We start from the raw sequence: 24,062 nt of genomic DNA on the forward strand, positions 1-24,062 counted from the left end.
ATCGCATACAGGCCTCATCGGCTGTAGCGACACGCGGCGCGGATAACGCCGCATGTGCTTAGTCATACTAAAAAACGACGTAACGCGAAGTTGTCGTTCAGAGCATGTTGATTACTGATAGATCATCGAGTACGTGACATTGGTCGTCACGCTGCCAGCGGTGGCGCCGCCGGCCGGGGACACGTATTGCGCCGCATATTGCAGGTTTGCGCTGCCGCCCGTGATCGTGGCGGTTTGTGCGTTCTGCGCGCCGTCGGCCTTGCTGACGTCGAGGACCTTTTGCGTGCCGTTGTAGTCGACCAGTTGCACTTCCACGTTCGCGGCGGTGCCGTTGTTGCGCAGGTTGCCGTCGGCCAGCGTGTTCGCGCCGTATTCCCAGAACGTGTGGACGGTGCCCGTCGACGGCGTGCAGGCGCTCAGAGCGATGTTAAAACCCGTCGAGCCTGCCGTCGAACCCGCGGCGGACAGCGTCGCGGCAGACAGCGTCGGCAGCGTGACCGCGAAGTTGTTGCCCTGACCATTGCCGCTCACCGTGCAGGTGTTCGCCGTCAACTGGCCGGTGATGGTCAGGACGCCGCCGTTGCTGGCAGGTGCAGCGTGCGCTGCTGAAGCAACGAGACCCATTGCCGCGACGATCAGGGGGAATGCGATTTTTTTCATTGAGATGTACTCCAGGGTGTTGACCGAGGTAGGTTGATGAACGACACATAGCGCACCGAACCGGAACACGCGCCGGCGCCGGCGATTTTTCGGTCTTGGCTGCCGAATCCCGAGGTTGAGTCGCTAAGCTTCCCGTAAGGGCGGACAGATTATTAAGTAATTAGGTAGACTGATTTATCGGACCAGTCCTAAAAGTCAGTGCATAGTTTGCAAACTTGCAAGCGGGCGTCTAAGGGGTCGTGTTTCTGACGAGCGGACGTGAGGACGCGACGTCAGCTTGTTAGCTGGCGACAGACTTTGGTTGCTCTGGATCAAGATGGAGATTGCGCGAAGGTGGTAGGGCGCGGCGGTGGCGTCAATCTCGGGATCGCTGAATTCCTGGCGGCAGACGCGTGGTGCGGGGGGCCGATCGGGTCGTCGGTCTTTGCGTGGCGTGACAGGATTTTCTGGCGGCGCGCATGTCGACGCGCGTCGCGAATGAAGCGACGCGCGAACGCCGCTTACCGACGATTCGTGGCCGAGCCGTCTTTAGTGGGTGTGTTTGCCGGGCGCCTCACTGGGTGCATTAGTCGACGCATCAGCCGACACATCAGCCGGCGCATTCCCCGGCGCCTCACCGGAAGATTCAGCAGCGCTCGCCTCCGCCGCCTCCGGCGCATCGACTTCCGGCACTTCCGGCACCGGAGCGGGCGCCGGACGTGGCAGCGGCGCCAGATAGCGCTCGGAGAGCGCTTCGTAAAGCGCTGGGGCGAACATGCGCGACACGCGGCTCGCGATCAGCGCGGTCGCCATCAGCGAAATCACGAGCGCGTGACCGTTGATCATCTCCATCACGATGACAAACGACGTGATCGGCGATTGCGTGACGGCCGCGAGATAGCCGACCATCGCAAGCGCGATCAGCATCGGCAGTTGCATCGAGCCGAACACCATGTGCAGCAGATTGCCGAAGCCCGCGCCGATCGACAGCGACGGCGCGAAGATCCCGCCCGGGATGCCGGGCAGGTACGAGCCGACCATCGAGATCATCTTGAGAAACGGATAGAACACGGAGAGCTGTTCATGTCCGTCGAGCAGGCCGCGCGCTTCCGCGTAGCCGCTGCCGAACGTGGTGCCGCCCGACACGATGCCGACCACCGCTATTACCAGGCCGCACAACGCCGCAAACACGACGGGCCGCTCGCCGTGCAGCCGGCGCAGCGGCGCGGGAATCCAGCGCGCGGTGTTCAGCAGCAGCCAGCCGAACACGCCGCCCGCAATGCCGGTGACGATGGCCGTCAGCAGCACCGCGAGCGCGAGCAGATTCGGAAAGTGCGCGCCGATCTGAATCGTGCCGAAGTACGTGTAGTTGCCGTTCAGGCCGAGCGCGATCACGCCGGCGATGATGATCGCCGTAATCAGCACGCCGCTCGCGCGCGCTTCGAAACTGCGCGTCAGTTCCTCGATGGCGAACACGATGCCCGCAAGCGGCGTGTTGAAAGCCGCCGACAAACCCGCTGCCGCGCCGGCCAGCACCAGTTGCCGCTCGATCAGCGCATTCGAGCGCGGATAAAGCCTGCGCAGATTGAACATGAGCGCCGCGCCCACTTGCACCGTCGGACCTTCGCGGCCGATCGTGAAGCCGCCGAGAATCGCCAGAAACGACACGGCGATCTTGCCGAGCAGGATGCGAAACGACAGCAGCCGCGCGCCATATTCGCCGGGCTTCGCATGAAGCGTGGCGATCACCTGCGGGATGCCGCTACCCTCGGCGCCGCGGAAAAACTTGCGCGTCAGCCACACGGCGAGCGCGGCCACGGCGGGCGTGATGATGAGCGGCGCCCACACATGCTCGCGCTGCACCGCGCGGAATTCGTCATAACCCCAGTCGATCAGCCGCGCGTAAAGCACCGCGACGAATCCGACCGCGATCGCGCCGAGCCAGAAAATGCCGTATTGACGCCAAAGGCGCTTGCCTCGACGCAGAATCCCGGAAGAAAGAAAAGGTTGCGCTCGTGGCATGAGTATCTGGGAAGCAAAGGGGAAAGTATAAAGCCCGCGGATGGCTCTAAAACGTATGAAAGCCTGCTGAAATAGAGTGAAAAGGCATGTTGTAAGGCGAGCGCTGCAGGACGCCGTTGTTAATCCGCTGGACGGCCTTTCCCCGGTTCAGCAAAGACTATTCCATTCGCGGCCAACGCAGACTCTCGCCGCACAGCAGGGCTCGGCGGCGGCTTGAGCGCGGTTGGCTTTGGCCGCGCAATCGTTTGCTCAAAAGAAAAGGGCGTCACGCGCAGAGTGCCTATGCGAACCGGCCCTGTCACGTGACGCCCTGAAACGCCCGCGTCGGGGAACGTCGGGCGAAGAGGATGCGGATTACACGCCGTGTTGCCGCATTACACGGTTGTTAAATCTGTCGCTTTTCGTTGGCCGTCACGCCGGTTGCGCGTGGGGCTCGCGCCGGTTCGTGCCGGTTTGTGCCACCAATGCGCCCACATGGGCCGGTTGCCAGCCGTGTGGCGGCGGGCTCGCTCTCATCTTTGCCACGCCGCGGCGCAACGCCTGCAAGGCGGCGTCGGCGCTTGGCACATGCAAGTCAGTATAGGCGGTGTTTTCGTCGGTTGTTTCGAGAATGTCGGCGCTTGGTGGAAAGCGCTTCGCAAAGCCCGCCGGCGTCGGCGAACCTGTAACACCGGCGTGATCTTCCCTTACAACTGGCAACGTTCAAGCAGGCGCGCGTCGTGTTCAATCGAGTCATTCGGGGCTTGAGCTCGAATAATCTGATTCGACGGAGAACGACATGAAACGCTTGATCCTCACCCTGATCGCCGGCACCGTGCTCGCAAGCATGCTGGGCGGCTGCATCGTCGCTCCGGCGCCGGGCTATTACTACGGCGGTGGTGGTGGCGGTGGCGGCTATTACCACCATCACGGCTATTACTACCGCTAAGACAGTTGAGCCGACTCAACGGGCGGCCCGTCGCGAAGCACCCTCAGGCAAGAGCGCGGCGGACCGTCAGGCAATTAGCATTTCGAACGCGAGCACGGCCGTAATGGCAGCCGCGTTCGCCGCCAGCGCCTCGACGACAATGCCTTTCCAACTGGCCGGCTTGAAGCGCAGCGCGAGCAGCAACGAACACAGAAGCGCGAGCGCGATGATCATCACGACATCCGCATTGTGAAGATGGAAATTCATGCGGGCCTCCCTGCTTGCGATGGAGTTATTTGAATTCGAGTATAGGCAAGTCAAAAAGACGCGCAAGACAGAGGAACCACCCAGCGAAGCGAGGCAAAGCGCCGCGAGGCAGCCGCCTGAGCGATCAGCCGCTCAAGCGCGCCGCTTCGCGGACCGCTCGCGTCACATCATCCGGGAGTCGCGCGTTTCGCGCATGCACAGCACGCCGATCATGCTGACGGCCGCGGCAATCGACACATACGCGCCGACCCACGGCAAGCCGCCGCGCGCGGCCAGCATTTGCGCGATATACGGCGCCACCGACGCGCCCAGAATCCCGCCGAGGTTATACGACACGCCCGCGCCGGTATAACGCACGTTGGTCGGGAAAAGCTCGGGCAGGAGCGCGCCCATCGGCGCGAAGGTCACGCCCATCAGGAACAGTTCGATCACGAGGAACAGCAGCACGAGCGACGTTTGTCCGCTGCCGAGAAGCGGCGCCATCGTAAAGCCCGACAGCACAGCCGCGACGATGCCGACGATCAGCACCGGCTTGCGGCCATAGCGGTCGCTTGCCCATGCCGACAGCGGCGTGGCGAGCGCCATGAACACGACGGCGACGCACAGCAGCCCGAGGAACGTCTGCCGCGGAATGTGCAGCACCGACACGCCATACGACAGCGAGAACGTCGTCGCGTTGTAGAACAGCGTGTAGCAGACCACCATCGCGAGCGCGCCGAGCAACGTGGGCAGCCAATGCCGCGACAGCAGCGTGGCGATCGGCACCTTCACGCGCTCCTGCCGTTCGATGGCGGCCTGGAAGGCCGGCGTCTCGGCGATCTTCAGACGCACGTAAAGGCCGAGCGCGACCAGCACCGCGCTGACGAGGAACGGCACGCGCCAGCCCCAGCTACGGAACTGCTCGTCGGTGAGCGACATCGCGAGCGCGAAGAAGAGGCCATTGGACGCGAGAAAGCCGATCGACGGCCCGAGTTGCGGGAACATGCCGAACCAGCCGCGCTTGCCGGCCGGCGCGTTTTCGGTGGCGAGCAGCGCCGCGCCGCCCCATTCTCCGCCGAGGCCGATGCCCTGGCCAAAGCGCAAGATGCACAGCAGGATCGGCGCAAGGCTGCCGATCGAGTCGTAGCCCGGCACGAAGCCGATCAGCGTCGTGGACACGCCCATCACGAGCAGCGAGGCGACGAGCGTCGACTTGCGGCCGATGCGGTCGCCGAAATGCCCGAACAGGAACGAGCCGATTGGCCTCGCGACGAAGGCAATGCCGAACGTGACGAAGGCGGACAACGCCTGCGCCGTCGCCGAGCCGTGCGGGAAAAACACCGGGCCGATGACGAGCGCCGCGGCGGTCGCATAGACATAGAAATCGTAGAACTCGATCGCGGTGCCGATGAAGCTCGCGAAGATGATCCGCGCGCTGTTGGTCTGCCCGGCCGCATTGGGCTTGGCCGCGGAAATCGGCGATGTGGACATGCAGGGTCTCCATGTTTCGTGATGCCGGCTTGCGTGCGCCTGGTAGCGGCGCGGTCGACCGCGGTCAGTCGCGGACAGCGGCAAGATCAGTCGGCATCTTTGTTGAGGTGGTGGCGCGCTCGTGTCGATGATAGAGGCTCGCGCCGCGCCGCGTGCAACACACGCCACAGCACGCCACGACATCAAGCACAAAGCGCTTGCACGGCGCGCGCGGATGGCGCGGCGCCGCCAGGATCGGCTGCTAGCACGCCCGCGGATGAGCAGGCGGCCTGAGCCGTGCCGGAGTGCTCCGGCGCGGGAATCGGAAAATTATAGCGAGCGCGGCGCTTGCGCAGCAAGGCGGCTGGCCGATCGGCCAGGCCGCGTTCAGTCGATGGTCAGCGCCTGCGGCGAGGCGAGCTCGCGCAACTGGAACTTGCCGTCGTCGTTGAAAAGCCAGTCTTCGAACAGTTCGAGCTGGCCGCGGCCGTTCAGCAGCTTGCCCGGCGGCAAGGGCAGCGGCGACGCGCGCCGCAAGCTGGCGAGCGCGGTGCCTTCGGCTTCGTCGTCGCCATTCGTGCGATACACCGACGAGTCCACCACATGTCCATTGCGGTCGACCGTGAACGACACCACGACGAGCGAGCGCAGCATCGCCTGAGGCTTGCCGCGCAGCACATACGAAGGATTGCGCTCGACGATGCGCCGCGCGACGGCCTCGCGGTATTGATCGAGCGTCGCGCTGTTGACCGCGGCGGGCGGCGTCGGGACGACCGCGCGGGGCGGCGGCGTGATCGTGCAGCCGGCGGCGGCGAGCGCGAGCAACGCCGCGAGCGCCGTGCCGCGCCGCGTTGGCCATGATGACGAACCGCGGCAAGCGCCGCATTCAGTCAGAAGATGAAGGAAGCGCGTGCGGGTAAGCATGATGAACCACGAAAGAGAGCGGAACCTGTTTCGATGGTAGTCAAAAACCGCGCGGTTTCAATCCGCGTTCGCCCTTGCTGAGCACGCACGCGCGCGCATAAAAAAGGCGAACTCGCTAACGAGTTCGCCTTCGCGATCTGCCATGCATTTGCACGCCGGAGAACGGCGCGCTCCGCGTTTTACTTCAACGCTTGCCGTGCCGCCTGAACCGCCACCAGCACCTGGTCGGGCGCCGTGCCGCCCGGATGATTGCGGCTCGCGACCGAGCCTTCGAGCGTGAGATACGAGAACACGTCGTCGCCGATCAGATGCGCGACGTTCGGCAGCTCCGCGCGCATTTCATCGAGCGTCAGGTCTGCGAGGTCGATGCCGCGATCCGCGCAGATCCGCACGGCGAGCGCAACGGCTTCGTGCGCGTCGCGAAACGCCAGGCCGCGCTTGACCAGATAGTCGGCCAGATCGGTTGCCGTCGAGAAGCCTTGCAACGCGGCGTCGCGCATCGCTTGCGGCTTCACTGAAATGCCCGCGACCATTTCAGCGAAGATGCGCAGCGTGTCGGCCACTGTGTCGACGGTATCGAACAGCGGTTCCTTGTCTTCCTGATTGTCCTTGTTGTACGCGAGCGGCTGGCCTTTCATCAGCGTGAGCAGCGCCATCAGATGGCCGTTCACGCGGCCGGTCTTGCCGCGCGCGAGTTCGGGGACGTCCGGGTTCTTCTTCTGCGGCATGATCGACGAACCGGTGCAGAAGCGGTCGGCCAGATCGATGAAGCCGACGCGCGGGCTCATCCACAGCACGAGTTCTTCTGAGAAGCGCGAAATGTGCGTCATCACGAGCGCCGACGCCGCCGTGAATTCGATCGCGAAGTCGCGGTCGGAGACGGCGTCGAGCGAGTTCGCGCAGATGCCGTCGAAGCCGAGCGTTTTCGCGACCGCGTGACGGTCGATCGGATAGCTCGTGCCCGCGAGCGCCGCCGCGCCGAGCGGCAGGCGGTTCACGCGCTTGCGGCAGTCGAGCATGCGCTCGGCGTCGCGCGAAAACATTTCGACGTAGGCGAGCAGATGATGGCCGAACGTGACCGGCTGCGCGACCTGCAAGTGCGTGAAGCCGGGCATGATGGTCGACGCGTTCTTCTCCGCCATGTCGAGCAGCGCGGTGCGCAGTTCCGTCAGCAATCCGCCGATGCGGTCGATCTCGCCGCGCAGCCACAGGCGGATGTCGGTCGCGACCTGGTCGTTACGCGAGCGGCCCGTGTGCAGGCGCTTGCCGGCGTCGCCGATGAGAGCGGTCAGACGCGCCTCGATGTTCAGGTGGACGTCTTCCAGGTCGAGTTGCCACTCGAACTCGCCGCGCTCGATTTCGCCCTTGATCTGCGCCATGCCGCGTTGGATCGCGGCGAGGTCGTCGGCGGCGATGATCTTTTGCGCGGCCAGCATCGAGGCGTGCGCAAGCGACCCTTCGATGTCGACGAGCGCCAGACGCTTGTCGAAGAAAACCGACGACGTGTAGCGTTTGACGAGCTCCGACATCGGCTCCGAGAAGCGAGCCGACCAGGCTTCGCCTTTTTTGTGCAGTTGGGACGTCATGGTGTTGGGCAGTTATGCGGCGGTTAAAGTGGCGCTTAGTCGGGGCTTACCTGGCGGTTGAGCGAGCGGCGATAAGGCTGACGGCGCAGTGCACGCGGCATGACCGCGCGCAGCGTCGCCGAAGCGAAGAAAGACAGCGATTTTAACACTGGCGCGAGGCCTGGCCGACGATCGAACGGCCGGGCGCTTGCCATTTCATCCGAGCGGAAGCTCCCGCAACGCAACGCGACGCAACCACAACCGCTCACTCCCGCACCAGCACCACCAGCTTCAAATCCTCACGATGCGCAGGCTTGAACGTGATCTGATCGTAGACGAGCCGCCCGTCGCGCGGATGGTTGAATTCGCGCCGTCCACCTTCGCGGCCGCCGACGTCCTGCGACGCCCAGAAGCGCGCGAACGCGTCGCTTGCGGCGGTCAGCGAATCGATCAGCGCGCGCGTGGGCGCATCGTTCAGATGACGGATCGAATCCGCTCGAAACTCAGCCGCAAGCCGCCGCGCGCGCGTTTCCCAATCGACGATCAGCTCGCGCGCCGCCGCTTCCGTGAACGTGTAGCGCAGCAGATTGCGGTCGTGCGCGCCGTCGAGCCAGCCGACAAAAAGCCCCGCCGCATGCTCGTTCCAGGCCAGCGCATTCCATTGACGGTCCAGCACGTAGGCCGGCGCGTTTACCAGTTGCACGGTTTCGAGCAGCGTGGCGGGCGCGTCGGCGGCGGCCGGATCGGGTTCGGCCGGATCGCGCTGCGCCGCCAGTTCGAACAGATACGCGCGCTCGGCGCGCGACAGTTGCAACGCGACGGCGATGCGCGCGAGCGCATCGGCGGAAGCGGAAACCGGACGGCCTTGCTCGATCCACGTGTACCAGGTCGGACTCACGCCGCACAGTTGCGCGACTTCCTCGCGGCGCAAGCCCGGCGTGCGGCGGCGCGGGCCGGGCGGCAGGCCGACCGCTTGCGGCGACAGCCGTTCGCGATGCGCGCGGATAAAGTCGCCGAGCGCGCGGGCGGGCGTGGCGTCGAGCGGCGGCGGCTGGTCGGCGGAAGAGGGCGGGGTCATTCGGTTCTTGCTGAGCGTGAGGAGGGTGGCGGGGTGGTGTTATAGATACCAGAATAATTGCTTAACTTGTACCGGTACACGGCGGGCTCTATTGTAGCGGCGTAGCGACTCGAACGGCAGGCCGCGCTGCCCGCGCGCTACATGCGGATTCACACGACACGACATCCCACGCTGACAACGGAGCTATCCATGAAGCATCACGATCAGGTCGCCGACGCCTTTGGCTCGACCGCCGCCGCTTATTTGACGAGTCCGACGCATGCCACCGGCGCCGATCTGCGCACGCTGGCCGAAGCGGTCGCCGCGACGCCGGGCGCGACGGTGCTGGACATGGGTTGCGGCGCGGGCCACGCGAGCTTCGCCGTCGCGCCGCATGCGCAAGAGGTGGTCGCGTATGACATTGCCGCGCCGATGCTCGCCATCGTCGAAAGCGCGGCGAAGGAGCGCGGCCTCGCGAATATCCGCACGCAGCAAGGCGCCGCCGAAAAACTGCCGTTCGGCGCTCACACCTTCGACTGGGTCGTGAGCCGCATGAGCGCGCATCACTGGCACGACGTGGCGCCCGCGCTTGCCGAAGTGCGGCGCGTGCTGAAGCCGGGCGGCAGGGTGCTGTTCATCGACATTGCGGGCATCGATCATCCGCTGCTCGATACGCACATTCAGGCAATCGAACTGTTGCGCGACGGTTCGCACATTCGCGATTACCGTGCGGACGAATGGATCGCGATGTTCGAAGCCGCGGGCTTCAAGGCGTCGATTCGCGAGCGCTGGCGTATCGACCTCGAATTCAGTTCGTGGATCGCGCGCATGCGCACGCCGGAGCCGCGCGTCGTGGCGATTCAGTCGCTGTGGCGCGGTTCGCCGGATGAGGTGCGGCAGTATTTCGACGTGAAGGAAGATGGGTCGTTCAAGCTCGACGCGTTGATGATCGACGCGAGTTAAACGCGGCACGACCGCTTGCTGAAAAAACTAAAGCCGGACGCGACCGCAATCGGCCGACGCCCGGCTTTATTTCAACCGCACGGCAGCAACGTTCCCAATTCTCAAACGCCGCCGCACACCGTTAACCCGTATTCCGCAAGCCCGCCGCAATCCCGTTGATCGTCAAATGAATCCCGCGCCGCACGCGCGCGTTGGTATCGCCCGAGCGATGGCGTTTGAGCAATTCCACCTGCAAGTGATTGAGCGGATCGAGATACGGAAAACGGTTCTTGATCGAGCGCGCGAGCAGCGGATTTTCCGCGAGCCGCTCGCTCTTGCCGGTGATCTCCGACAACACCTTCGAGGTGCGCTCCCATTCCGCGACGATCCGCTCGAACACGTGCTTGCGCAGCTTCTTGTCGGAGACGAGCGCCGCGTAGCGCGAGGCCACCGCGAGGTCGGTCTTGGCGAGCACCATGTCCATGTTCGACAGCAGCGTCGAGAAGAACGGCCAGCTCTTGTGCATCTTCTTGAGCAGCGCAAGACGGCGCCCACGTTCGGCGTCGCTCGGCGCGCCGTCGAGAAAGGCGGCGACCGCGCTGCCGAAGCCGTACCAGCCCGTCAGCAGCAGCCGGCATTGGCCCCACGAAAACCCCCACGGAATCGCGCGCAAATCTTCGATCTTGCGTTGCTTCGGGTCTTGCAATTTGCGCGACGCCGGACGGCTGCCGATGTTCAGCTCCGCGATCTCCGAGATCGGCGTCGACTCGAAGAAATACTCCTTGAAGCCGGGCGTTTCGTACACGAGCGCACGATACGACGCCATCGCCGCGTCGGACAACTGCTGCATCGTTTGCTCGAATGCAGGCAGTTCGGCGGGCGCATTGCCGTGCGGCAGCAGCGACGCTTCGAGCGTCGCCGCCACTACCGTTTCCAGATTGCGCCGGCCGATGTCCGGGTTGCCGAACTTGCTCGCGATCACTTCGCCTTGCTCCGTCAAACGGATCTGGCCGTCGACGGTGCCAGGCGGCTGCGACAGAATCGCCTGATAGGTCGGGCCGCCGCCGCGGCCGACGGTGCCGCCGCGTCCGTGGAAAAGGCGCAGCGTGATGCCGCGTTCGTTAAAGAGCGACACGAGCGCGAGTTCGGCGCGGTACAACTCCCAGTTCGACGTGAGAAAGCCGCCGTCCTTGTTGCTGTCCGAATAGCCGAGCATCACTTCCTGCTCGTTGCCCTGATGTTCGATGATCGAATCGACGCCCGGCAGCGCAAGCAGATCGCGCATGATGTGCGGCGCGTTGCGCAAGTCGGGAATCGTCTCGAAGAGCGGAATCACCATCAGCGCCGCTTTGGCCGGATCGTTCGCGTCACCGAGCCGCCCTTGCAGCAGGCCGGTTTCTTTTTGCAGCAGCATCACTTCGACGAGATCGCTGACCGTCTCCGTGTGCGAAATGATGTAGTTGCGCACCGCGCGCGCGCCGAATTTCTCGCGCGTGACGCGGGCTTGCTCCAGCACGCCGAGTTCGCTTTTCACGAGGTCCGAGTAGTCGGCATACGGCAGGCGCAACGGACGCGGCTGCGCGAGTTCGGCGAGCAGCACGTCGAGCTTCTCGCTTTCTTCGAGCGCCGCGTAGTCGTCGTGGACGCCCGCGCGCTTGAACAGCTCCGCGATCACTGCTTCGTGGATGTCCGAACTCTGACGCAAGTCGATGCTCGCAAGGTGGAAGCCGAACACTTCGGCCGCGCGCGCCAGCGGCGCGAGACGCGGCGCGGCGAGCGGCGCACCGTGATGTTCGGCGAGCGAATCGATCAGCACATGCAGGTCGCGCGCGAATTCGGCGGCGTCATCATAAGGCGTGGCGCGAATCGGCGCCGCGCCGCGTCCCGCGCTGCGCAGCGGCACGCTGCCTTCGCCGAGACGCACGCGCGCGCTTGCCGCGAGCCGCGTGTACATGCCGATCAGCGCGCGCCGGTACGGTTCGTCCGTGCGATGCGGCGAACGGTCCGGCGAGCTTTCCGCCAGCGCTTTGAGTTCATCGCTTGCGCCGGCCAGCAGATTCGACACCGACAATTCCGCGCCTAGCTTGTGCACCTGCTCCAGATAGTGTTCGAAGATGACCTCGGCCTGGCGCGAGATCGCGTGCTCGAGCGTTTCGGCGGTGACGTTCGGATTGCCGTCGCGGTCGCCGCCGATCCAGCTACCCATCTGGAAGAACGGCGGCAGGCGCGCTTCGAGACCGTGCTCCTTCAGCGCTTCTTCGACATCGGCGTAGAGCGCGGGAATTTCCTCGAGGAAGGTCGCGCGGTAGTACGACAGCGCGTTCTCGATTTCGTCCGCGACGGTCAGCCGCGAGTCGCGCAGCATGCGCGTTTGCCACAGCGACGTGACGCGCGCGCGCAACATCGTTTCGTTCTGCGCGCGTTCGCGGTCGGTCAACTGCTGGTCGCGTTCGGCGAGCAGGCGCGCGACGTCGTGCTCCGCATCGAGAATGCTCTTGCGCTGCACTTCAGTCGGGTGCGCGGTGAGCACGGGCACGATCAGCGCGTTGTTGAAAAACTGCTGCAACACCGGCGTTGCCGCGGCGCCCGCTTCGACGAGCCGCTCCAGCGCATAGGCGATGCTGCCCGGCTGCGGAGCCGAGCCCGCCAGCGCGTGAATACGATGGCGGCGGTTGCGGTGACGGTCCTCGGCGATATTCGCGAGGTGCGAGAAGTAGCTGAACGCGCGCACCACGCTCACCGTTTGCTCAGGGCTCAGCGAGCGCAGTTTCTTGTCGAGCGTTTGCGCGGCGGCGTTGTCGTCCTCGCGACGAAAACGCACGGCCGTCTGCCGGATCGTTTCGACGACGTCGAACACCGCGTCGCCTTCCTGTTCGCGCAGCACGTCGCCGAGCAGGCGGCCGAGATAGCGGATGTCCTGGAAGAGCGGATGATCCTTGTCGTCGCGCGTGCGGCCGTTCGTTTTGGGCGCGGCGATGACGATGCTTTCCGAGGACACGGCTTGCAGGTTCGCCGCGTTGTCTTCGGCTTTGCTCTTCGTCTTCGCCTTCGCGTTCGCTTTGCCGTTCTTCATCGCGGAGGCGGCCTCGCTCGCTTTGCCCGCCTTCGATGTCTTCACGGTCTTTTCCGCTTTGACGGGCACGGAGGTTTTCTCGGCCTTGATGGCTTTGGCGGCGTTCGCGGCGGTGGCGGCCTTCGCGGCTTTCGCAGGCTTCGCGCCAGCCGTCGCGCGTTTGGCTTTGGCCGGCTGCGTGGCGTGTGCGTCCGCGGCGGACGAGGCGGAAGCCGTCGACGCGTCGACGTCGGCAGTGGAAGCGTTGGGCGATGCAGTGTTGCGGCGGGCGGAGCGCGCCGATCCGGAAGACGTCACGATGGGTTTCCTCAGGGAAGCCAGGGTCTGTTAAGTGATGAACTGCTACTGCGGAACTCGAACTGCACTGAAACGGCAACGTGAACTGCATGAAGCGGTATGCACCGATGGCGATACGCCGGAGAGGATGGCCGCGCGTGACGAGGTCCGCATACGGCGCATGTTGCGCCGCATTGAATCATCGCGCATGCGGCGCCGCGATGCGCGAACGACCGTGCGTGAAGAGCTTGCTGCAAAGTCAAACGCACCACAGCCGCAAGTCGCCCGTATTTCGCACGCACAACGTCCTGGGCAGCCGCGCATGGCGCGACGCCCGTCTCCTCCATCGATACCGCGTCGGCACGGCGCCCCTTCGACCTCTACTCGAGCCTTGATCCGTAAGGGCGGCAGGCGGGCGAACCGAGGGGGAGAACGCAGGAGCGCGTGCTAACATTCCTTGTTATTCCATCCCGTCATTCAATCGACAAGCTAATGAACACCGAGACGTTTGCCGCGCCACCCCACACGCTTGTGATTGCTTCGCGAGAGAGCCGCCTTGCGATGTGGCAGGCGGAGCATGTGCGATGTGCGCTGCACAAATTATATCCATCTTGCGACGTAAAAATCCTCGGAATGACGACACGTGGCGATCAGATTCTCGATCGTACGCTGTCGAAGGTGGGTGGTAAGGGTCTCTTCGTCAAGGAACTGGAAGCCGCGCTCGCCGATGGCCGCGCCGACCTCGCCGTGCATTCGCTGAAAGACGTGCCGATGGAATTGCCCGCGGGCTTTGCACTATCCACGATCATGGAGCGTGAAGACCCGCGCGATGCGCTCGTCTCGAACGATTACGACTCGCTCGCCGCGCTGCCGGCCGGCGCCGTGGTCGGCACCTCGAGCCTGCGCCGCGAAGCGATGTTGCGCATGCGCTATCCGCATCTCGAAGTGCGGCCGCTGCGCGGCAATCTGGACACGCGTCTCGCCAAGCTCGACCGCGGCGATTACGCGGCGATCATTCTCGCGGCGGCGGGGTTGAAGCGCCTCGGTCTCGAAGGCCGCATCCGTGCGCTGCTCGATCCGGAAGACAGCTTGCCCGCCGCCGGGCAGGGCGCACTCGGCATCGAGATTCGCGCCGACCGCGCGGAACTCGCGGCGTGGCTCGCGCCGCTGCATCACGAACATACGGCGGCGGCCGTCGAGGCGGAGCGCATGGTGTCGCGCGTGCTCGGCGGCAGTTGCGAAGTGCCGCTCGCTGCGTACGCGACATGGCATGACGGCGCGCTGCATCTGCGCGGCATCGTCGCCACGCCCGACGGTCAACGCGTGCTGAGTGCGCAGGCGTCGGCCCCCGCGCCGACCACCGAGCGCGCCATCGCATTGGGCCGCGAAGTGGCGAGCGCGCTCGAACAGCAAGGCGCGATGGACATCGTCCGCGCGTTGAGTACGGCGAGCGCCATGGATGGCGCCGCGGCATCGTCCGGCAACGGCGCGGCGAACAGCGCGGTATCCGGCGACTGATGGCCGCCCATACCGACACATCGGGCAACGCGTCGGCATTATCGCCGGCTGCCGGCAAGGCGGCGTTCACGGTCGTCATTACGCGACCGGCCGGTCAGTCGAACGAACTGATTGAGCGGCTTGCCGCGGCCGGTGCCGTCACGCTCGACTTTCCGCTGATCGACATCGCCCCCGTCGACGACGATGCGCCGTTGCGCGCCGCGCTCGGCTCGCTCGAACGTTATGCGCTCGTCGTATTCGTGTCGCCGAACGCAATCGATCACGCGTTCGCCCAGAGCGGCGCGATCTGGCCGCATGCATTGCCGGTCGGCGTGGTCGGGCCCGGCAGCGTGCGCGCGCTCGCGCGTCACGGCGTGAATGCGCCGGCGCACCAGGTCATCAGCCCGGCGTCGGACGCCGACGAAGACAACGGCCGCTTTGATTCCGAAGGCCTCTTCGCCGCGATCGACGCGGCGCTCGGCGAGGCGAATCTCGAAGGCAAGCGCGTGCTGATCGTGCGCGGCGACGGCGGCCGCGAATGGCTCGCCGACCGCCTGCGCGAAGCCGGTGCCGAAGTCGAAACGGTCGCCGCGTATCGGCGCCTCGTGCCCGAGCCGTCCATCGCGGCGTGGGCGCGCGTGCATCGACTGCTGGCGGGCGAACCGCACGCATGGCTTCTGACGAGTTCCGAAGGCGTGCGCAACCTGCACGAACTCGCGCAAGAACATCTCACCGCCGACGAAATCGCGCAGCTCAAGCGCGCGCCGATCGTCGCGCCGCATCCCCGTATCGCGCAGACCGCGCGGGCATTGGGTTTTGATAGGATTACGGTGTCCGGCGCGGGCGACGAGCGCATCGCCCAAGCCTTGCTCGCCGCCCTGCCGACCGTAGTTCAACCGGTATCGTCCAATCCGGCTCATTCACCGGCTCAATCACGCATGACTGAAACGAACGCATCCACGAACGCTTCACCCCAGCCGGCCGCGACCGCAAGCTTGCCGCCGAACCAACCCTTCACGCCCTACGAAGCGCAAAAGCGCCGCAGCGCGAGCGGACCGCTGTTGTGGTTTGTCGTCGTGATTCTGGCTTGCGCCGCGGGCGTGGGCGGCTATGCGCTCAACCGCAAGCTGGAGCGCACCGAGCAGCAGCTTACGCAACGTCAGCAGGCGAACGACACGCAAGCCAACGAATTGCGCATCAAGACCGAGCAGGCGCTCGCCACGGTGCGCCAGTCCGACTCGCAGGTCGCGCAGCTCGAAGGCAAGCTCGCCGACGCGCAGGCCGGGCAGCAGGCGCTGCAACAGCAATACGCGGATCTCGCGCGCAATCGCGACGACTGGACGCTCGCCGAAGTGGGTCAGATGCTGTCGGCCGCGAGTCAGCAGTTGCAGTTGACCGGCAACACGCAGCTTGCGCTCTTCGCGCTGCAAAGCGCCGACACGCGGCTCGCCGCGTCGGACAGCACGCAGGCGGTTGCGGTGCGCAAGGCGATTGCGCAGGACATCGACAAGCTGAAGGCCGCGCCTTCCACCGACCTCACGGGTCTCGCGATCAAGCTCGACAACGCGGTCGATCAGATCGACAGTCTGCCGCTTTCGGGCGAGGCGCCGATCGCGCACGCGACGCCGCAAGCGGCGACGTGGGCCGACACGGCAAAGGTCGCGGCGGCCACTGGCGAGCCGCGCTGGAAAGTGTGGTGGCGCGAGGTGACGACCGGCATCGGCCAGCAGTTGACGAGTCTCGTGCAGGTGCGCCGCATCGACAACGCGGACGCGATGATGGTCGCGCCCGATCAAGGCTACTTCGTGCGTGAGAACGTGAAGCTGCGTCTGTTGTCCGCGCGGCTCGCGCTGTTGTCGCGCAACCAGACCACGCTCAAGTCCGACCTGCAGGCGGCGCAAACGGCGCTGACGCGCTACTTCGATGCGTCGTCGAAGAAAACGCAAAACGTGGCCGATCTCGTCAAGCAGGTGGAAGCCGGTTCGGCCGCCGTCGAATTGCCGAATCTGAATACGAGCCTGCAGGCGGTCAATCAATACCGGAGCCGAGGTTAATCATGGCGATCCGGGGACTTCTATGGCTCGCGTTGCTGTTCACCATCGCGGTCGTGCTGGCGGTGGTCGGACGCTTCGACATGGGACAGGTGCTGCTGGTGTATCCGCCGTACCGCGTCGACATGTCGCTGAATCTGTTCGTGGTCGCGCTCGTGGTGCTGTTCATTCTGCTGTATGCGTTGTTGCGCATCGTGCGCAATATCTGGCGCATGCCGCAGCGCGTGGCCGCGTATCGCGCGCGCTCGCGTGTCGCGAAGGCGCACGCCGCGCTGCGTGACGCGATCGGCAATCTGTACGCGGGGCGTTTTTCGCGCGCGGAAAAGGCCGCGAAAGACGCGCTCGCGAATGGCGACAACAAGGGCGCGGCTGGCCTGATCGCGGCGGCGGCGGCGCATCGCATGCATGAATATGCGCGGCGCGACGAATGGCTCGCGCAGATCGACGAGGCCGACTGGCAGGACGCGCGTCTGATGGCCACCGCCGACATGCGCGCCGACGGCCGCGACGCCGACGGCGCGTTGGCCGCGCTCAAGGAAATGCAATCGCAGGGCGGGCGGCGCATTCACGCGCAGCAGATCATGTTGCGCGCGCAACAGCAATTGAAGAACTGGGGCGAAGTGCTCAAGCTCGTCAAGACGCTGGAAAAGCGCGAGGCGATTCATCCGGCGGTGGCCGTCCGTTTGCGGCAACTCGCGGCGGAGAATCTGCTGCGCGATCGTCGGCATAACGCCGATGCGCTGCTCGAACTATGGAATTCGCTGACGCCGACCGAGCGCCATTCGCCGCGTCTCGCCGATCTCGCCGCCGAACTGCTGGTGGCGCTGAATCGTCCGCAGGAAGCGCGCAAGATTGTCGAGGAAGCGCTCGCGCAGAATTGGGACGCGCGCTTGTTGCGTCGTTATCCGGATACGGCGGGCGGCGACGCGTTGCCGCTGATTCAGAAGGCCGAGGGCTGGCAGAAGGATCGTCCCGACGATGCCGACTTGTTGTTCGCGTTGGGGCGCTTGTGTCTGCATCAGCAGTTGTGGGGCAAGGCGCAGTCGTTCCTGGAGCGCGCGCTGAAGCTGGCCGATAACGAGACGCTGAAGATCCGGTCGCATCGCGCGTTGGCTCGCTTGCATGAGCAGCTTGGCGATGCGGAGAAGGCGAGCCTGCATTATCGGGAAAGTGCGTTGGCTATGAATATTGTTTGAGTTGGGTTTTGGGTTTTTGGATGATGGCCGCAGCGGGTGCTGCGGCCATTTTTTTGGCATTTTGCTTTTTGTTGCTTGTGCGGTTGGTTTGTAGTTTGCGCGGGTTGCGGCCGTTACTTAGTGTGGTGCGGCTGCGGGTGGTTGCGTGATGTTTGCGGTCACGGAGGCGGCGCGTTTCGTGGACGCGTTTTTGCCGCGCGATGCGCTTCCGTCCGCGGCGGTCGAAGAGGCTTTTGCTCTCTGCGATGCTTCGGTGAGCAGCTTCGTCGCATGCTGCGCGGTGATGCGGCTGCGCGGGACGCCCTTCGCATCGAGTGCGATCACCTGGAACAACTCGCGGTCGCATTCGAGTTCCTGCTGATACTGCTCTGCTGTGTCGAGCAACAGTTCGATGAGCTTTTGACGGCGGTGCCTTTCGTCGCGTGAAACGGCAGGATTTCTAACTATCGACGACGCAAGTGTGATCAAGGTGTCCAGTTGCGCTACCTGCCGGTCGCAGAGATCGAACGCGGATAGAGCGAGTTTTTCGTACTGGAGTGCGTCGACGGGTGGGCGCGAAGGCTTGGGATTCTTGATGGGCTTGGTCATGGTGCGATCTCCCTGATGCTGCTTTGGATCGCCCGGACACGCGCTTTTTTGAGGAAGGGTGAGCGGGCACGTGGCGGGGTTAGCAGACCGGCGTTCCAACAATCCGGCGAGCCTCGCGGCTCCCCCACCACAGCCCGCCCATAGAAAGTATAGACGTGCAGCAGTAGACGCACACCCGCCTGGGCGGATGTGCGGTTGGAACGTCAGGCTGCTAAACCTGGTCGCTGGGTGTCTCCCGGCGACTTGGTGATTATAGGGGAGTGGGACTGTCTTGAATTTGGGGGAGTTGGGGGAATGCTTCGGAATGTTAAATGGGGGGGCAGTGAGGGGGCGAGATCGACCCGGAGCAGATGCTCATATCTTTCAAAAGCGGTCGTTCACCGAGGAGGATGCACCACGCTCCGGATGTCTTGTTCACTTATGAAAGCAGTTAGCCGTACAGAAAAGCGGGCTTTCTTCGCTCTGGGATGCTCGTCAACCAGTGGCTCCTAACTTTGTAGCAAATCCGACGGGATCCAAAATCAAGTTTTTGATCTGTCGTCCATCCGAGCCCCAATGGTCGTGGTCACGAGCTGTTCATCGAAACGCAATTCAACGATCCGTTTTTTTATCAAAGCCTGAAGCGTTGCGATGAGCAAAGACGCACCGAACTGCCTGAGATTGTGAAGTTCCATCAGATGAGCGTCCAGACGTCGGTCAATCACTTCGCTGCTGGCTGGATGTGGCACTGCGTAACCACCGTGTACGAAAGAACTGCGCCAGTCGTACAGTTGGCGTAACCGCTTGTTCAGTCGCTTTTGGCTGAGTTCGTCGAGATCGAGAACTGCTGCAAGGCGCCTCACTAACCCGGAGACGCTTTCCCCAACCTTTGTTGACACTAATGCTTCAAGTCCGTGAAAGAGCCACGTCACAGAGTCGATTCGTGTATCGTCGCGGGCCAAATGGAGTAGCACGTAGAGCGCCCTTTCGATTCCCGTTTCCGCTCGCTGCTTATACCCGATGTTCAAAGCTTCAAACCATCTGCAGACGTCTTCGCGTGGCAACGCCTGCAGGCTGGGCCACTCGCCATCCAGTGAGTCGGTCCAGCCGCAATCAAATGCGAACGCCGACAGTCTTACTTCCGTTGAATGGCGCTGGTTCGGCCGAGCAATTGACGCGCTGTAAAAGTCTGCCGAGCCGGGCACGGAAAGATTAGCGATGAGGAATATTTCGTGGACGAACGTGTCCAGAAAGAAAGTTGGATACCAATCGTGGGAGCAAACCTTGTTGGCACCGCTCACGGTGACTTCTGCACGGATCCGGGTCGGCTGTAACAACTTCTTCTGCCAATCTTTGACTGGCGGCCGGTTCTCTCTCAATGGCCGCACAAGCTCGTTATCACGACGAAGACGGGTCGCCAACGGTTGCCAATTGATATCCACACTAACGGAGCATCCGTCGTGTTCATATTCGCGACGGCGCAATTCCTTTGGGACCTTGTGCCAAAACTGTTGAATCTGCGGCTCAATGGTTTCCCAATGGCCATCAATATCCCGCGTGAGGTTCTTCATTTCAATTACGTGCGGGTATGTGGTCGAGTGAGATTGCGCCATCTATTTGTCCTTCGTTCAACAATCATTGCGACTGATTTGGCTATTCATATGGTAGCCGCCGCAGGCGAGAGTGGATTGTCGATAATCCTTCCGGGTCCGTCCAACGTATCTTCCTGGCCGATCACGGTCCGATGCTGATGACGATGCTGCCCATGCGAAAATGCACGCATTGCGTTTTTGGATGCGGGTTATGGACCTTCAAAAGCAGACGATGACGGAGATCGAGCCTCTCCTAGCAATCCTGGTTGCCAATAAAAGAAGCGATTTGAGCAAGCTGTGCAAAGCAGCGATCATCACAGAGGACGCACTCGGCGCACTTATTTCGTCGTGCGATGCTGGTCAGTTGCCGTGGCGGCATCAGATCTCGTATCGCGATTTTCTTCCGCCAAATCTCAAATACACCGACGAAGATAGTCAGTCGCTTGGACACACGACTGTAGGTCCACTGACACGAATTGCGATGAAAGCATGGCGGAAGTGGCACCAACTCTTGCAGGATCGGCGTTACCTCGTAGGCCATATGTTCTATACGGCGGACCATTCAAACTGGCACTTCTTCTATTTCGACAACCGGGATCTCACACCTTTTGAAAACCACTTCCGGGTAGGTGGCCCCCACATCCATTTGATCAATTTTCTGTGGCCCGGGCATACCTGCGAGTCGCTTTGGAAATTCTTTAAGGAAGGGAACCCCAAGATGAGCGGCGCAGAGCATATACGCTTTCACAGGGAACATCCCGGGCCACCGAACATATAAGTCGCTACGTGGCGGCACCGTGCTCAGTACCCATTGCCTTCGCTTCGGCCGCAGACAGCTGGTCTGCGTGGTACCAGATCTCACCGCGTGAAAGTCAGTAGGTCCACCAAGGCTCCCCGAGAGTAATCACGATAAATGCGCACCGAAGTCTAACCCCGGTCGCTACTGCCGTGGAAGTAGACCTCGCCGCTCACCACAAATGACCGCAACCGCCGATGGAGCAAGGTGTGACCGCGCGCTGAATGGCCGCTTGCAGGGCGGATTCGACGTCTGAATGTCCAAGTGCCGATGCGGGCGAACGTCGCTTGATGGCCGACCTGCGTCGAACGCGCTCTGCTCCGTACGCTCCTCAACCTCCGTTGGACCCCGCAGCACATCAACGGCGGCTTCCAAACTTCAACTGCCGTGCACCGATGAACCCACGGCGGCCGGCACCATCTTTGCCTTTGCCCACATCCGCGCATTGTCGTTAGCCAGCCGCCTACACATTGCTTGCCCGCCATTCGCACATCGCGATAACCGCGAATATCAACTCCCGTCTCACCGCACGCGCCAGCGCAACTCCTAACCGCACACACCAACCATCGCACCTTCGCCTCACGCTCCACCAGTAAAAACCGGCCCCTGTCCCCCCGGCACAAACGCCGGAAACATCTCGACATGCCGCGCACTCCCCCCAGCATGCGGATGAGGCGCCGCCGCCGGTTCCCTCAACATAACAGCACTATCCGCGGTGATTGGCACACTCGGCTTCGCGAGCAGTTCGGTCTTTCTCATCGAACCCGCCGACGTACCGAAGTAATAGCCGATGATGCTGATCCACGCCGTGCCGAGCGCGCCGATCACCACGTTCACCAGATCGCGGTTTTCGTGAGGCAATTCCCTCAAGGCCATCAGCAGCAGGATGCCGAAGAAGCCGCCGGTCACCACCATCGCGAGCGCCTTGGGCACCCAATCCTTGTTGGCAATGCCCATCGCGCGCGCGTCGGCCCGATCGCCGGCCTGGATGCGTGCCATGTCGGTCTCATGCGCAAGATGAGCCTGCGCCGCAGTCACCATCAACTGCTGCAACTGCACCGCGTTGGCGCGCTCGGCCTGTCTGAGCTTGTCGAGTGCCGTCGGGTCGTTTAGCGCGGTTTCGATCGCGTGCGGATCGTTGGGTATGCCAAGCGTATGCGAGATGATGGCGGCGGCGGCAGTCACGCCCAACCCTCTCGGGCCGCCTATCAGGCCCGCAAGCAAAGGGGCCGTGCTGCCGATGCTCGACGCTACTTCTGACCAGTCCATCATGCTGCTCCAAGGAGAAGGTTGGTTGCCATACGGTCCGTCCATCCGCGGCTGAAAGTGGGCCACGTATGCAGGTTTCGCAGATACCGCAGCCGATACGCCACGAATCGCAGGACAAACCTCATCGGGTCCGCGCTCTTGACGGCGTCCAGCGTGTCCGGGCCGAACTTGCCGTCTTCCTGAGCGCCGGACGCCTTCTGCATCAACAACACGACGAGACCGCCGTTATAGTTCGCATCGAATATCTGGAAGGCGACCCGTGGATCGAGTTCATCCAGATGCAGCGGGTCCCAGTATTTTTCCTTGGCGATCTGCCTGGCGGTTTCAAGCGGCAGGTCCTTCATCGCGCCGGCATAACCGGAGCTACGCGCCACGCGTGCCGTCACGCCCCACATCGTTTCGCCGCCCGGGTCCGCGGGATGGAAGGAATATCCTCCTTCGCTTCCGATCAGAGCCCTGAACGCATCGTCGAAGCTGTTCATCTACTGTCTCCGTGCCTGCTACGTGATATTGCTGAAGAGGATGCCTTTGCACTAAGCCGTCAGCATCGCGATCGGGTTTTGCGTTGCCTCGAGCTGACGTCTTGCGGGCTGATTTAAACGTGGGCGGCTCGTCGCATCCGGAGCCGGCGTGTCGGAACGCGTGATCGCCTGATACTCCTTGCTAAGCCGCGCGATACGGTCTTCGTGCGGCGAGAGCACATCCTTGTCGAGTTTCGATGCCTGCGCATACCGGCGCGCCGCTTCGCTCATCTCGCCACTTAGCTCGAGCGCACGGCCCCATCCCGCATACGACGGCGCGAGATCCGGCCGAAGCGATACGGCCTGAGAGAACTTCGCAATCGCATCGTTGTGACGCCCGACCGCGATAAGCGCCTCACCCCAGTCGTGCAATGTGTTGACCGAGTCCGGCTGCATACGATCGGCTTCCCTGAAAGCCTTCAGTGCTTCCGGATAACGATGCGCGTGCAACATGACGTCGCCCAAGAGACGCAAGTTCTCGGCGGTGCGCGATGATTTCTTTGCGCCGGCCTGGAGTTGTTCCAGCGCGTCGTCGATTCGGTGCTGCTGCTCGAGCGCAATCCCAAGACTGGCCCGCAGAATCGCCGAGCCTTCATAGCGGCGCAGCGCCTCGCGGCTCTGCGCTTCGGCGTCTTTCGCGAGGCCCTGGCTCACGAGCAGCCACGCCTTGCCGGCCTCCGCCCATTCGCTCTGCTTCGAAGCGGGCAGCCCAAGCACTTCATCGTAGATGCCGACGATCTCGCTGTAATTGCATTGCGCAAGCGAGCATTTCGTTTTCTGCACTTCGGTGAACAGATGGCTGGCCAGTATGTTCGGCTCGGCAAGCCGCATCGCCTGAGTGGCAATATCGCGCACAAACCTGTCGATGTCGCGTCCCGCGAACGTCACCTCGGCCTGGCGCGACTGAAACACGCCGCCTTCGATCTGCACGTGAGCCATGTAGGAATCCGCGGCATCGCCGAGCTTTGTGATGCCGATATGAACGACCACATCCTTCCGGTCGACGACCTCTTTTAGAAAGCGCACGGTCGTCGCATAGGACAGGTCCTGACCGGGAATCTGGATGTCGGGCTGCGCTTCGCTCGCGGTCAGCGCGTCGTGGGGAATGGAACCGGCATCGCGCCCGATCACCCGCATCTCGGACATGATCTTTTCGGCGAGGAAACTGGATGTGTAGCCGCGTTCGGCGAGAGACGGCGGCGTGGCCACGGGCGGCACCAGCAGTTGTTGCCTGAGCACGCCTTGCACGACGAGATAGCAGAACGCGACAGTGAGACTTCCCAGCAGCCACGGAAGCACGTAAGGCAAATACGCTTTGGGCGCGCCGAAAATCAGCCTTAAGGCGCGCAGCCAGGAGAAGACGTGCAAGCCGTGGTGGGTTCCGCGACTGGCTTGTTGCTGAGCACTGGACATGACGCACCTCGTACGGCCCGATGTTGGTCAATAGACGAC

Annotated in this window: 19 protein-coding genes; 6 read left to right on the top strand and 13 right to left on the bottom strand. The window is 63.4% G+C overall.

All coding sequences use genetic code 11. The features are described from left to right. Positions 1-111: 111 nt before the first annotated feature. On the bottom strand, positions 112-660 hold the full coding sequence (locus ABIE53_RS06335) for a fimbrial protein (protein WP_029971898.1): 549 nt from the start codon (positions 658-660) through the stop codon (positions 112-114). Positions 661-1,188: 528 nt separating this feature from the next. Next, the gene (locus ABIE53_RS06340; protein WP_107707186.1) at positions 1,189-2,661 is read right to left on the bottom strand and encodes a chloride channel protein; all 1,473 of its coding nucleotides are present in this window, start codon (positions 2,659-2,661) and stop codon (positions 1,189-1,191) included. Positions 2,662-3,439: 778 nt separating this feature from the next. Between ABIE53_RS06340 and ABIE53_RS06345 the strand changes: the two genes are divergently transcribed. Further along, entirely contained in the window at positions 3,440-3,589 is a 150-nt protein-coding gene (locus ABIE53_RS06345; RefSeq protein ID WP_165919805.1) for a hypothetical protein, read from the top strand. A gap of 66 nt (positions 3,590-3,655) precedes the next feature. On the opposite strand, the gene ABIE53_RS06350 is transcribed toward ABIE53_RS06345, so the two are convergent. The 5 genes from ABIE53_RS06350 to ABIE53_RS06370 all read right to left on the bottom strand — a co-directional run bounded on the left by ABIE53_RS06350 (position 3,656) and on the right by ABIE53_RS06370 (position 8,851). Next, positions 3,656-3,835: a hypothetical protein gene (locus tag ABIE53_RS06350; protein WP_006048481.1), complete on the bottom strand. Its 180-nt coding sequence runs from the start codon at positions 3,833-3,835 to the stop codon at positions 3,656-3,658. Positions 3,836-3,997: 162 nt separating this feature from the next. Next, on the bottom strand, positions 3,998-5,305 hold the full coding sequence (locus tag ABIE53_RS06355; RefSeq protein WP_029971900.1) for an MFS transporter: 1,308 nt from the start codon (positions 5,303-5,305) through the stop codon (positions 3,998-4,000). Between the two features lie 366 nt (positions 5,306-5,671). Further along, positions 5,672-6,208: an energy transducer TonB family protein gene (locus ABIE53_RS06360; protein WP_006048479.1), complete on the bottom strand. Its 537-nt coding sequence runs from the start codon at positions 6,206-6,208 to the stop codon at positions 5,672-5,674. Positions 6,209-6,387: 179 nt separating this feature from the next. Beyond that, a complete protein-coding gene (gene argH / locus ABIE53_RS06365; protein ID WP_107707185.1) occupies positions 6,388-7,794 on the bottom strand; it encodes an argininosuccinate lyase in 1,407 nt (468 codons plus the stop codon). A 244-nt stretch (positions 7,795-8,038) separates the two neighbouring features. Further along, the gene (locus ABIE53_RS06370) at positions 8,039-8,851 is read right to left on the bottom strand and encodes a helix-turn-helix transcriptional regulator (RefSeq protein ID WP_107707184.1); all 813 of its coding nucleotides are present in this window, start codon (positions 8,849-8,851) and stop codon (positions 8,039-8,041) included. A 189-nt stretch (positions 8,852-9,040) separates the two neighbouring features. Between ABIE53_RS06370 and ABIE53_RS06375 the strand changes: the two genes are divergently transcribed. Then, positions 9,041-9,793: a class I SAM-dependent methyltransferase gene (locus ABIE53_RS06375; protein WP_192700157.1), complete on the top strand. Its 753-nt coding sequence runs from the start codon at positions 9,041-9,043 to the stop codon at positions 9,791-9,793. A gap of 121 nt (positions 9,794-9,914) precedes the next feature. Here the strand turns inward: ABIE53_RS06375 and ppc are convergent, their stop codons facing one another. After that, positions 9,915-13,142, bottom strand: coding sequence for a phosphoenolpyruvate carboxylase (gene ppc, locus ABIE53_RS06380; RefSeq protein WP_107707183.1), 3,228 nt, complete (start codon positions 13,140-13,142; stop codon positions 9,915-9,917). A gap of 471 nt (positions 13,143-13,613) precedes the next feature. Here ppc and hemC point away from each other — a divergent pair, with 471 nt between their 5' ends. From hemC to ABIE53_RS06395, 3 genes are read left to right on the top strand one after another with little or no spacing between them, the layout of a single operon-like run. Further along, positions 13,614-14,639, top strand: coding sequence for a hydroxymethylbilane synthase (gene hemC, locus ABIE53_RS06385; RefSeq protein ID WP_107707182.1), 1,026 nt, complete (start codon positions 13,614-13,616; stop codon positions 14,637-14,639). Continuing rightward, positions 14,639-16,672: a fused uroporphyrinogen-III synthase HemD/membrane protein HemX gene (gene hemDX / locus ABIE53_RS06390; protein WP_107707181.1), complete on the top strand. Its 2,034-nt coding sequence runs from the start codon at positions 14,639-14,641 to the stop codon at positions 16,670-16,672. Before hemC ends, hemDX begins: the two co-directional genes overlap by 1 nt. A gap of 2 nt (positions 16,673-16,674) precedes the next feature. Beyond that, complete coding sequence (locus ABIE53_RS06395) at positions 16,675-17,865, top strand: heme biosynthesis protein HemY (protein ID WP_192700158.1); 1,191 nt, start codon at positions 16,675-16,677, stop codon at positions 17,863-17,865. 117 nt (positions 17,866-17,982) lie between these two features. Here ABIE53_RS06395 and ABIE53_RS06400 read toward each other — a convergent pair whose 3' ends face one another. Then, a complete protein-coding gene (locus ABIE53_RS06400) occupies positions 17,983-18,453 on the bottom strand; it encodes a hypothetical protein (RefSeq protein ID WP_192700159.1) in 471 nt (156 codons plus the stop codon). Positions 18,454-18,974: 521 nt separating this feature from the next. Beyond that, positions 18,975-20,045 (bottom strand): hypothetical protein, encoded by a 1,071-nt coding sequence (locus tag ABIE53_RS06405; RefSeq protein WP_107707179.1) that lies wholly within the window; start codon positions 20,043-20,045, stop codon positions 18,975-18,977. A gap of 190 nt (positions 20,046-20,235) precedes the next feature. Here ABIE53_RS06405 and ABIE53_RS06410 point away from each other — a divergent pair, with 190 nt between their 5' ends. Continuing rightward, entirely contained in the window at positions 20,236-20,802 is a 567-nt protein-coding gene (locus tag ABIE53_RS06410; RefSeq protein ID WP_132384548.1) for a hypothetical protein, read from the top strand. Between the two features lie 597 nt (positions 20,803-21,399). On the opposite strand, the gene ABIE53_RS06415 is transcribed toward ABIE53_RS06410, so the two are convergent. From ABIE53_RS06415 to ABIE53_RS06425, 3 genes are read right to left on the bottom strand one after another with little or no spacing between them, the layout of a single operon-like run. Beyond that, positions 21,400-22,089 carry a hypothetical protein gene (locus ABIE53_RS06415; protein WP_107707177.1) on the bottom strand — a complete coding sequence of 230 codons (690 nt, stop codon included), beginning with the start codon at positions 22,087-22,089 and terminating at the stop codon, positions 21,400-21,402. Beyond that, positions 22,089-22,571, bottom strand: a complete 483-nt coding sequence (locus tag ABIE53_RS06420) for a glycoside hydrolase family 108 protein (RefSeq protein ID WP_107707176.1) — start codon at positions 22,569-22,571, stop codon at positions 22,089-22,091. Before ABIE53_RS06420 ends, ABIE53_RS06415 begins: the two co-directional genes overlap by 1 nt. 51 nt (positions 22,572-22,622) lie before the next feature. Next, complete coding sequence (locus tag ABIE53_RS06425) at positions 22,623-24,023, bottom strand: tetratricopeptide repeat protein (protein ID WP_107707175.1); 1,401 nt, start codon at positions 24,021-24,023, stop codon at positions 22,623-22,625. Between the last annotated feature and the right edge of the window lie 39 nt (positions 24,024-24,062).

This window comes from Paraburkholderia sp. OAS925 (assembly GCF_040543975.1).
Taxonomy (GTDB): domain Bacteria; phylum Pseudomonadota; class Gammaproteobacteria; order Burkholderiales; family Burkholderiaceae; genus Paraburkholderia; species Paraburkholderia graminis.

What these genes read in the sequence shown, in the direction of transcription:
- ABIE53_RS06335 (WP_029971898.1), bottom strand. Translation starts at nt 660, where the DNA reads ATGAAAAAAATCGCATTCCCCCTGATCGTCGCGGCAATGGGTCTCGTT.
- ABIE53_RS06340 (WP_107707186.1), bottom strand. Translation starts at nt 2,661, where the DNA reads ATGCCACGAGCGCAACCTTTTCTTTCTTCCGGGATTCTGCGTCGAGGC.
- ABIE53_RS06345 (WP_165919805.1), top strand. Translation starts at nt 3,440, where the DNA reads ATGAAACGCTTGATCCTCACCCTGATCGCCGGCACCGTGCTCGCAAGC.
- ABIE53_RS06350 (WP_006048481.1), bottom strand. Translation starts at nt 3,835, where the DNA reads ATGAATTTCCATCTTCACAATGCGGATGTCGTGATGATCATCGCGCTC.
- ABIE53_RS06355 (WP_029971900.1), bottom strand. Translation starts at nt 5,305, where the DNA reads ATGTCCACATCGCCGATTTCCGCGGCCAAGCCCAATGCGGCCGGGCAG.
- ABIE53_RS06360 (WP_006048479.1), bottom strand. Translation starts at nt 6,208, where the DNA reads ATGCTTACCCGCACGCGCTTCCTTCATCTTCTGACTGAATGCGGCGCT.
- argH (WP_107707185.1), bottom strand. Translation starts at nt 7,794, where the DNA reads ATGACGTCCCAACTGCACAAAAAAGGCGAAGCCTGGTCGGCTCGCTTC.
- ABIE53_RS06370 (WP_107707184.1), bottom strand. Translation starts at nt 8,851, where the DNA reads ATGACCCCGCCCTCTTCCGCCGACCAGCCGCCGCCGCTCGACGCCACG.
- ABIE53_RS06375 (WP_192700157.1), top strand. Translation starts at nt 9,041, where the DNA reads ATGAAGCATCACGATCAGGTCGCCGACGCCTTTGGCTCGACCGCCGCC.
- hemC (WP_107707182.1), top strand. Translation starts at nt 13,614, where the DNA reads ATGAACACCGAGACGTTTGCCGCGCCACCCCACACGCTTGTGATTGCT.
- hemDX (WP_107707181.1), top strand. Translation starts at nt 14,639, where the DNA reads ATGGCCGCCCATACCGACACATCGGGCAACGCGTCGGCATTATCGCCG.
- ABIE53_RS06395 (WP_192700158.1), top strand. Translation starts at nt 16,675, where the DNA reads ATGGCGATCCGGGGACTTCTATGGCTCGCGTTGCTGTTCACCATCGCG.
- ABIE53_RS06400 (WP_192700159.1), bottom strand. Translation starts at nt 18,453, where the DNA reads ATGACCAAGCCCATCAAGAATCCCAAGCCTTCGCGCCCACCCGTCGAC.
- ABIE53_RS06405 (WP_107707179.1), bottom strand. Translation starts at nt 20,045, where the DNA reads ATGGCGCAATCTCACTCGACCACATACCCGCACGTAATTGAAATGAAG.
- ABIE53_RS06410 (WP_132384548.1), top strand. Translation starts at nt 20,236, where the DNA reads ATGGACCTTCAAAAGCAGACGATGACGGAGATCGAGCCTCTCCTAGCA.
- ABIE53_RS06415 (WP_107707177.1), bottom strand. Translation starts at nt 22,089, where the DNA reads ATGGACTGGTCAGAAGTAGCGTCGAGCATCGGCAGCACGGCCCCTTTG.
- ABIE53_RS06420 (WP_107707176.1), bottom strand. Translation starts at nt 22,571, where the DNA reads ATGAACAGCTTCGACGATGCGTTCAGGGCTCTGATCGGAAGCGAAGGA.
- ABIE53_RS06425 (WP_107707175.1), bottom strand. Translation starts at nt 24,023, where the DNA reads ATGTCCAGTGCTCAGCAACAAGCCAGTCGCGGAACCCACCACGGCTTG.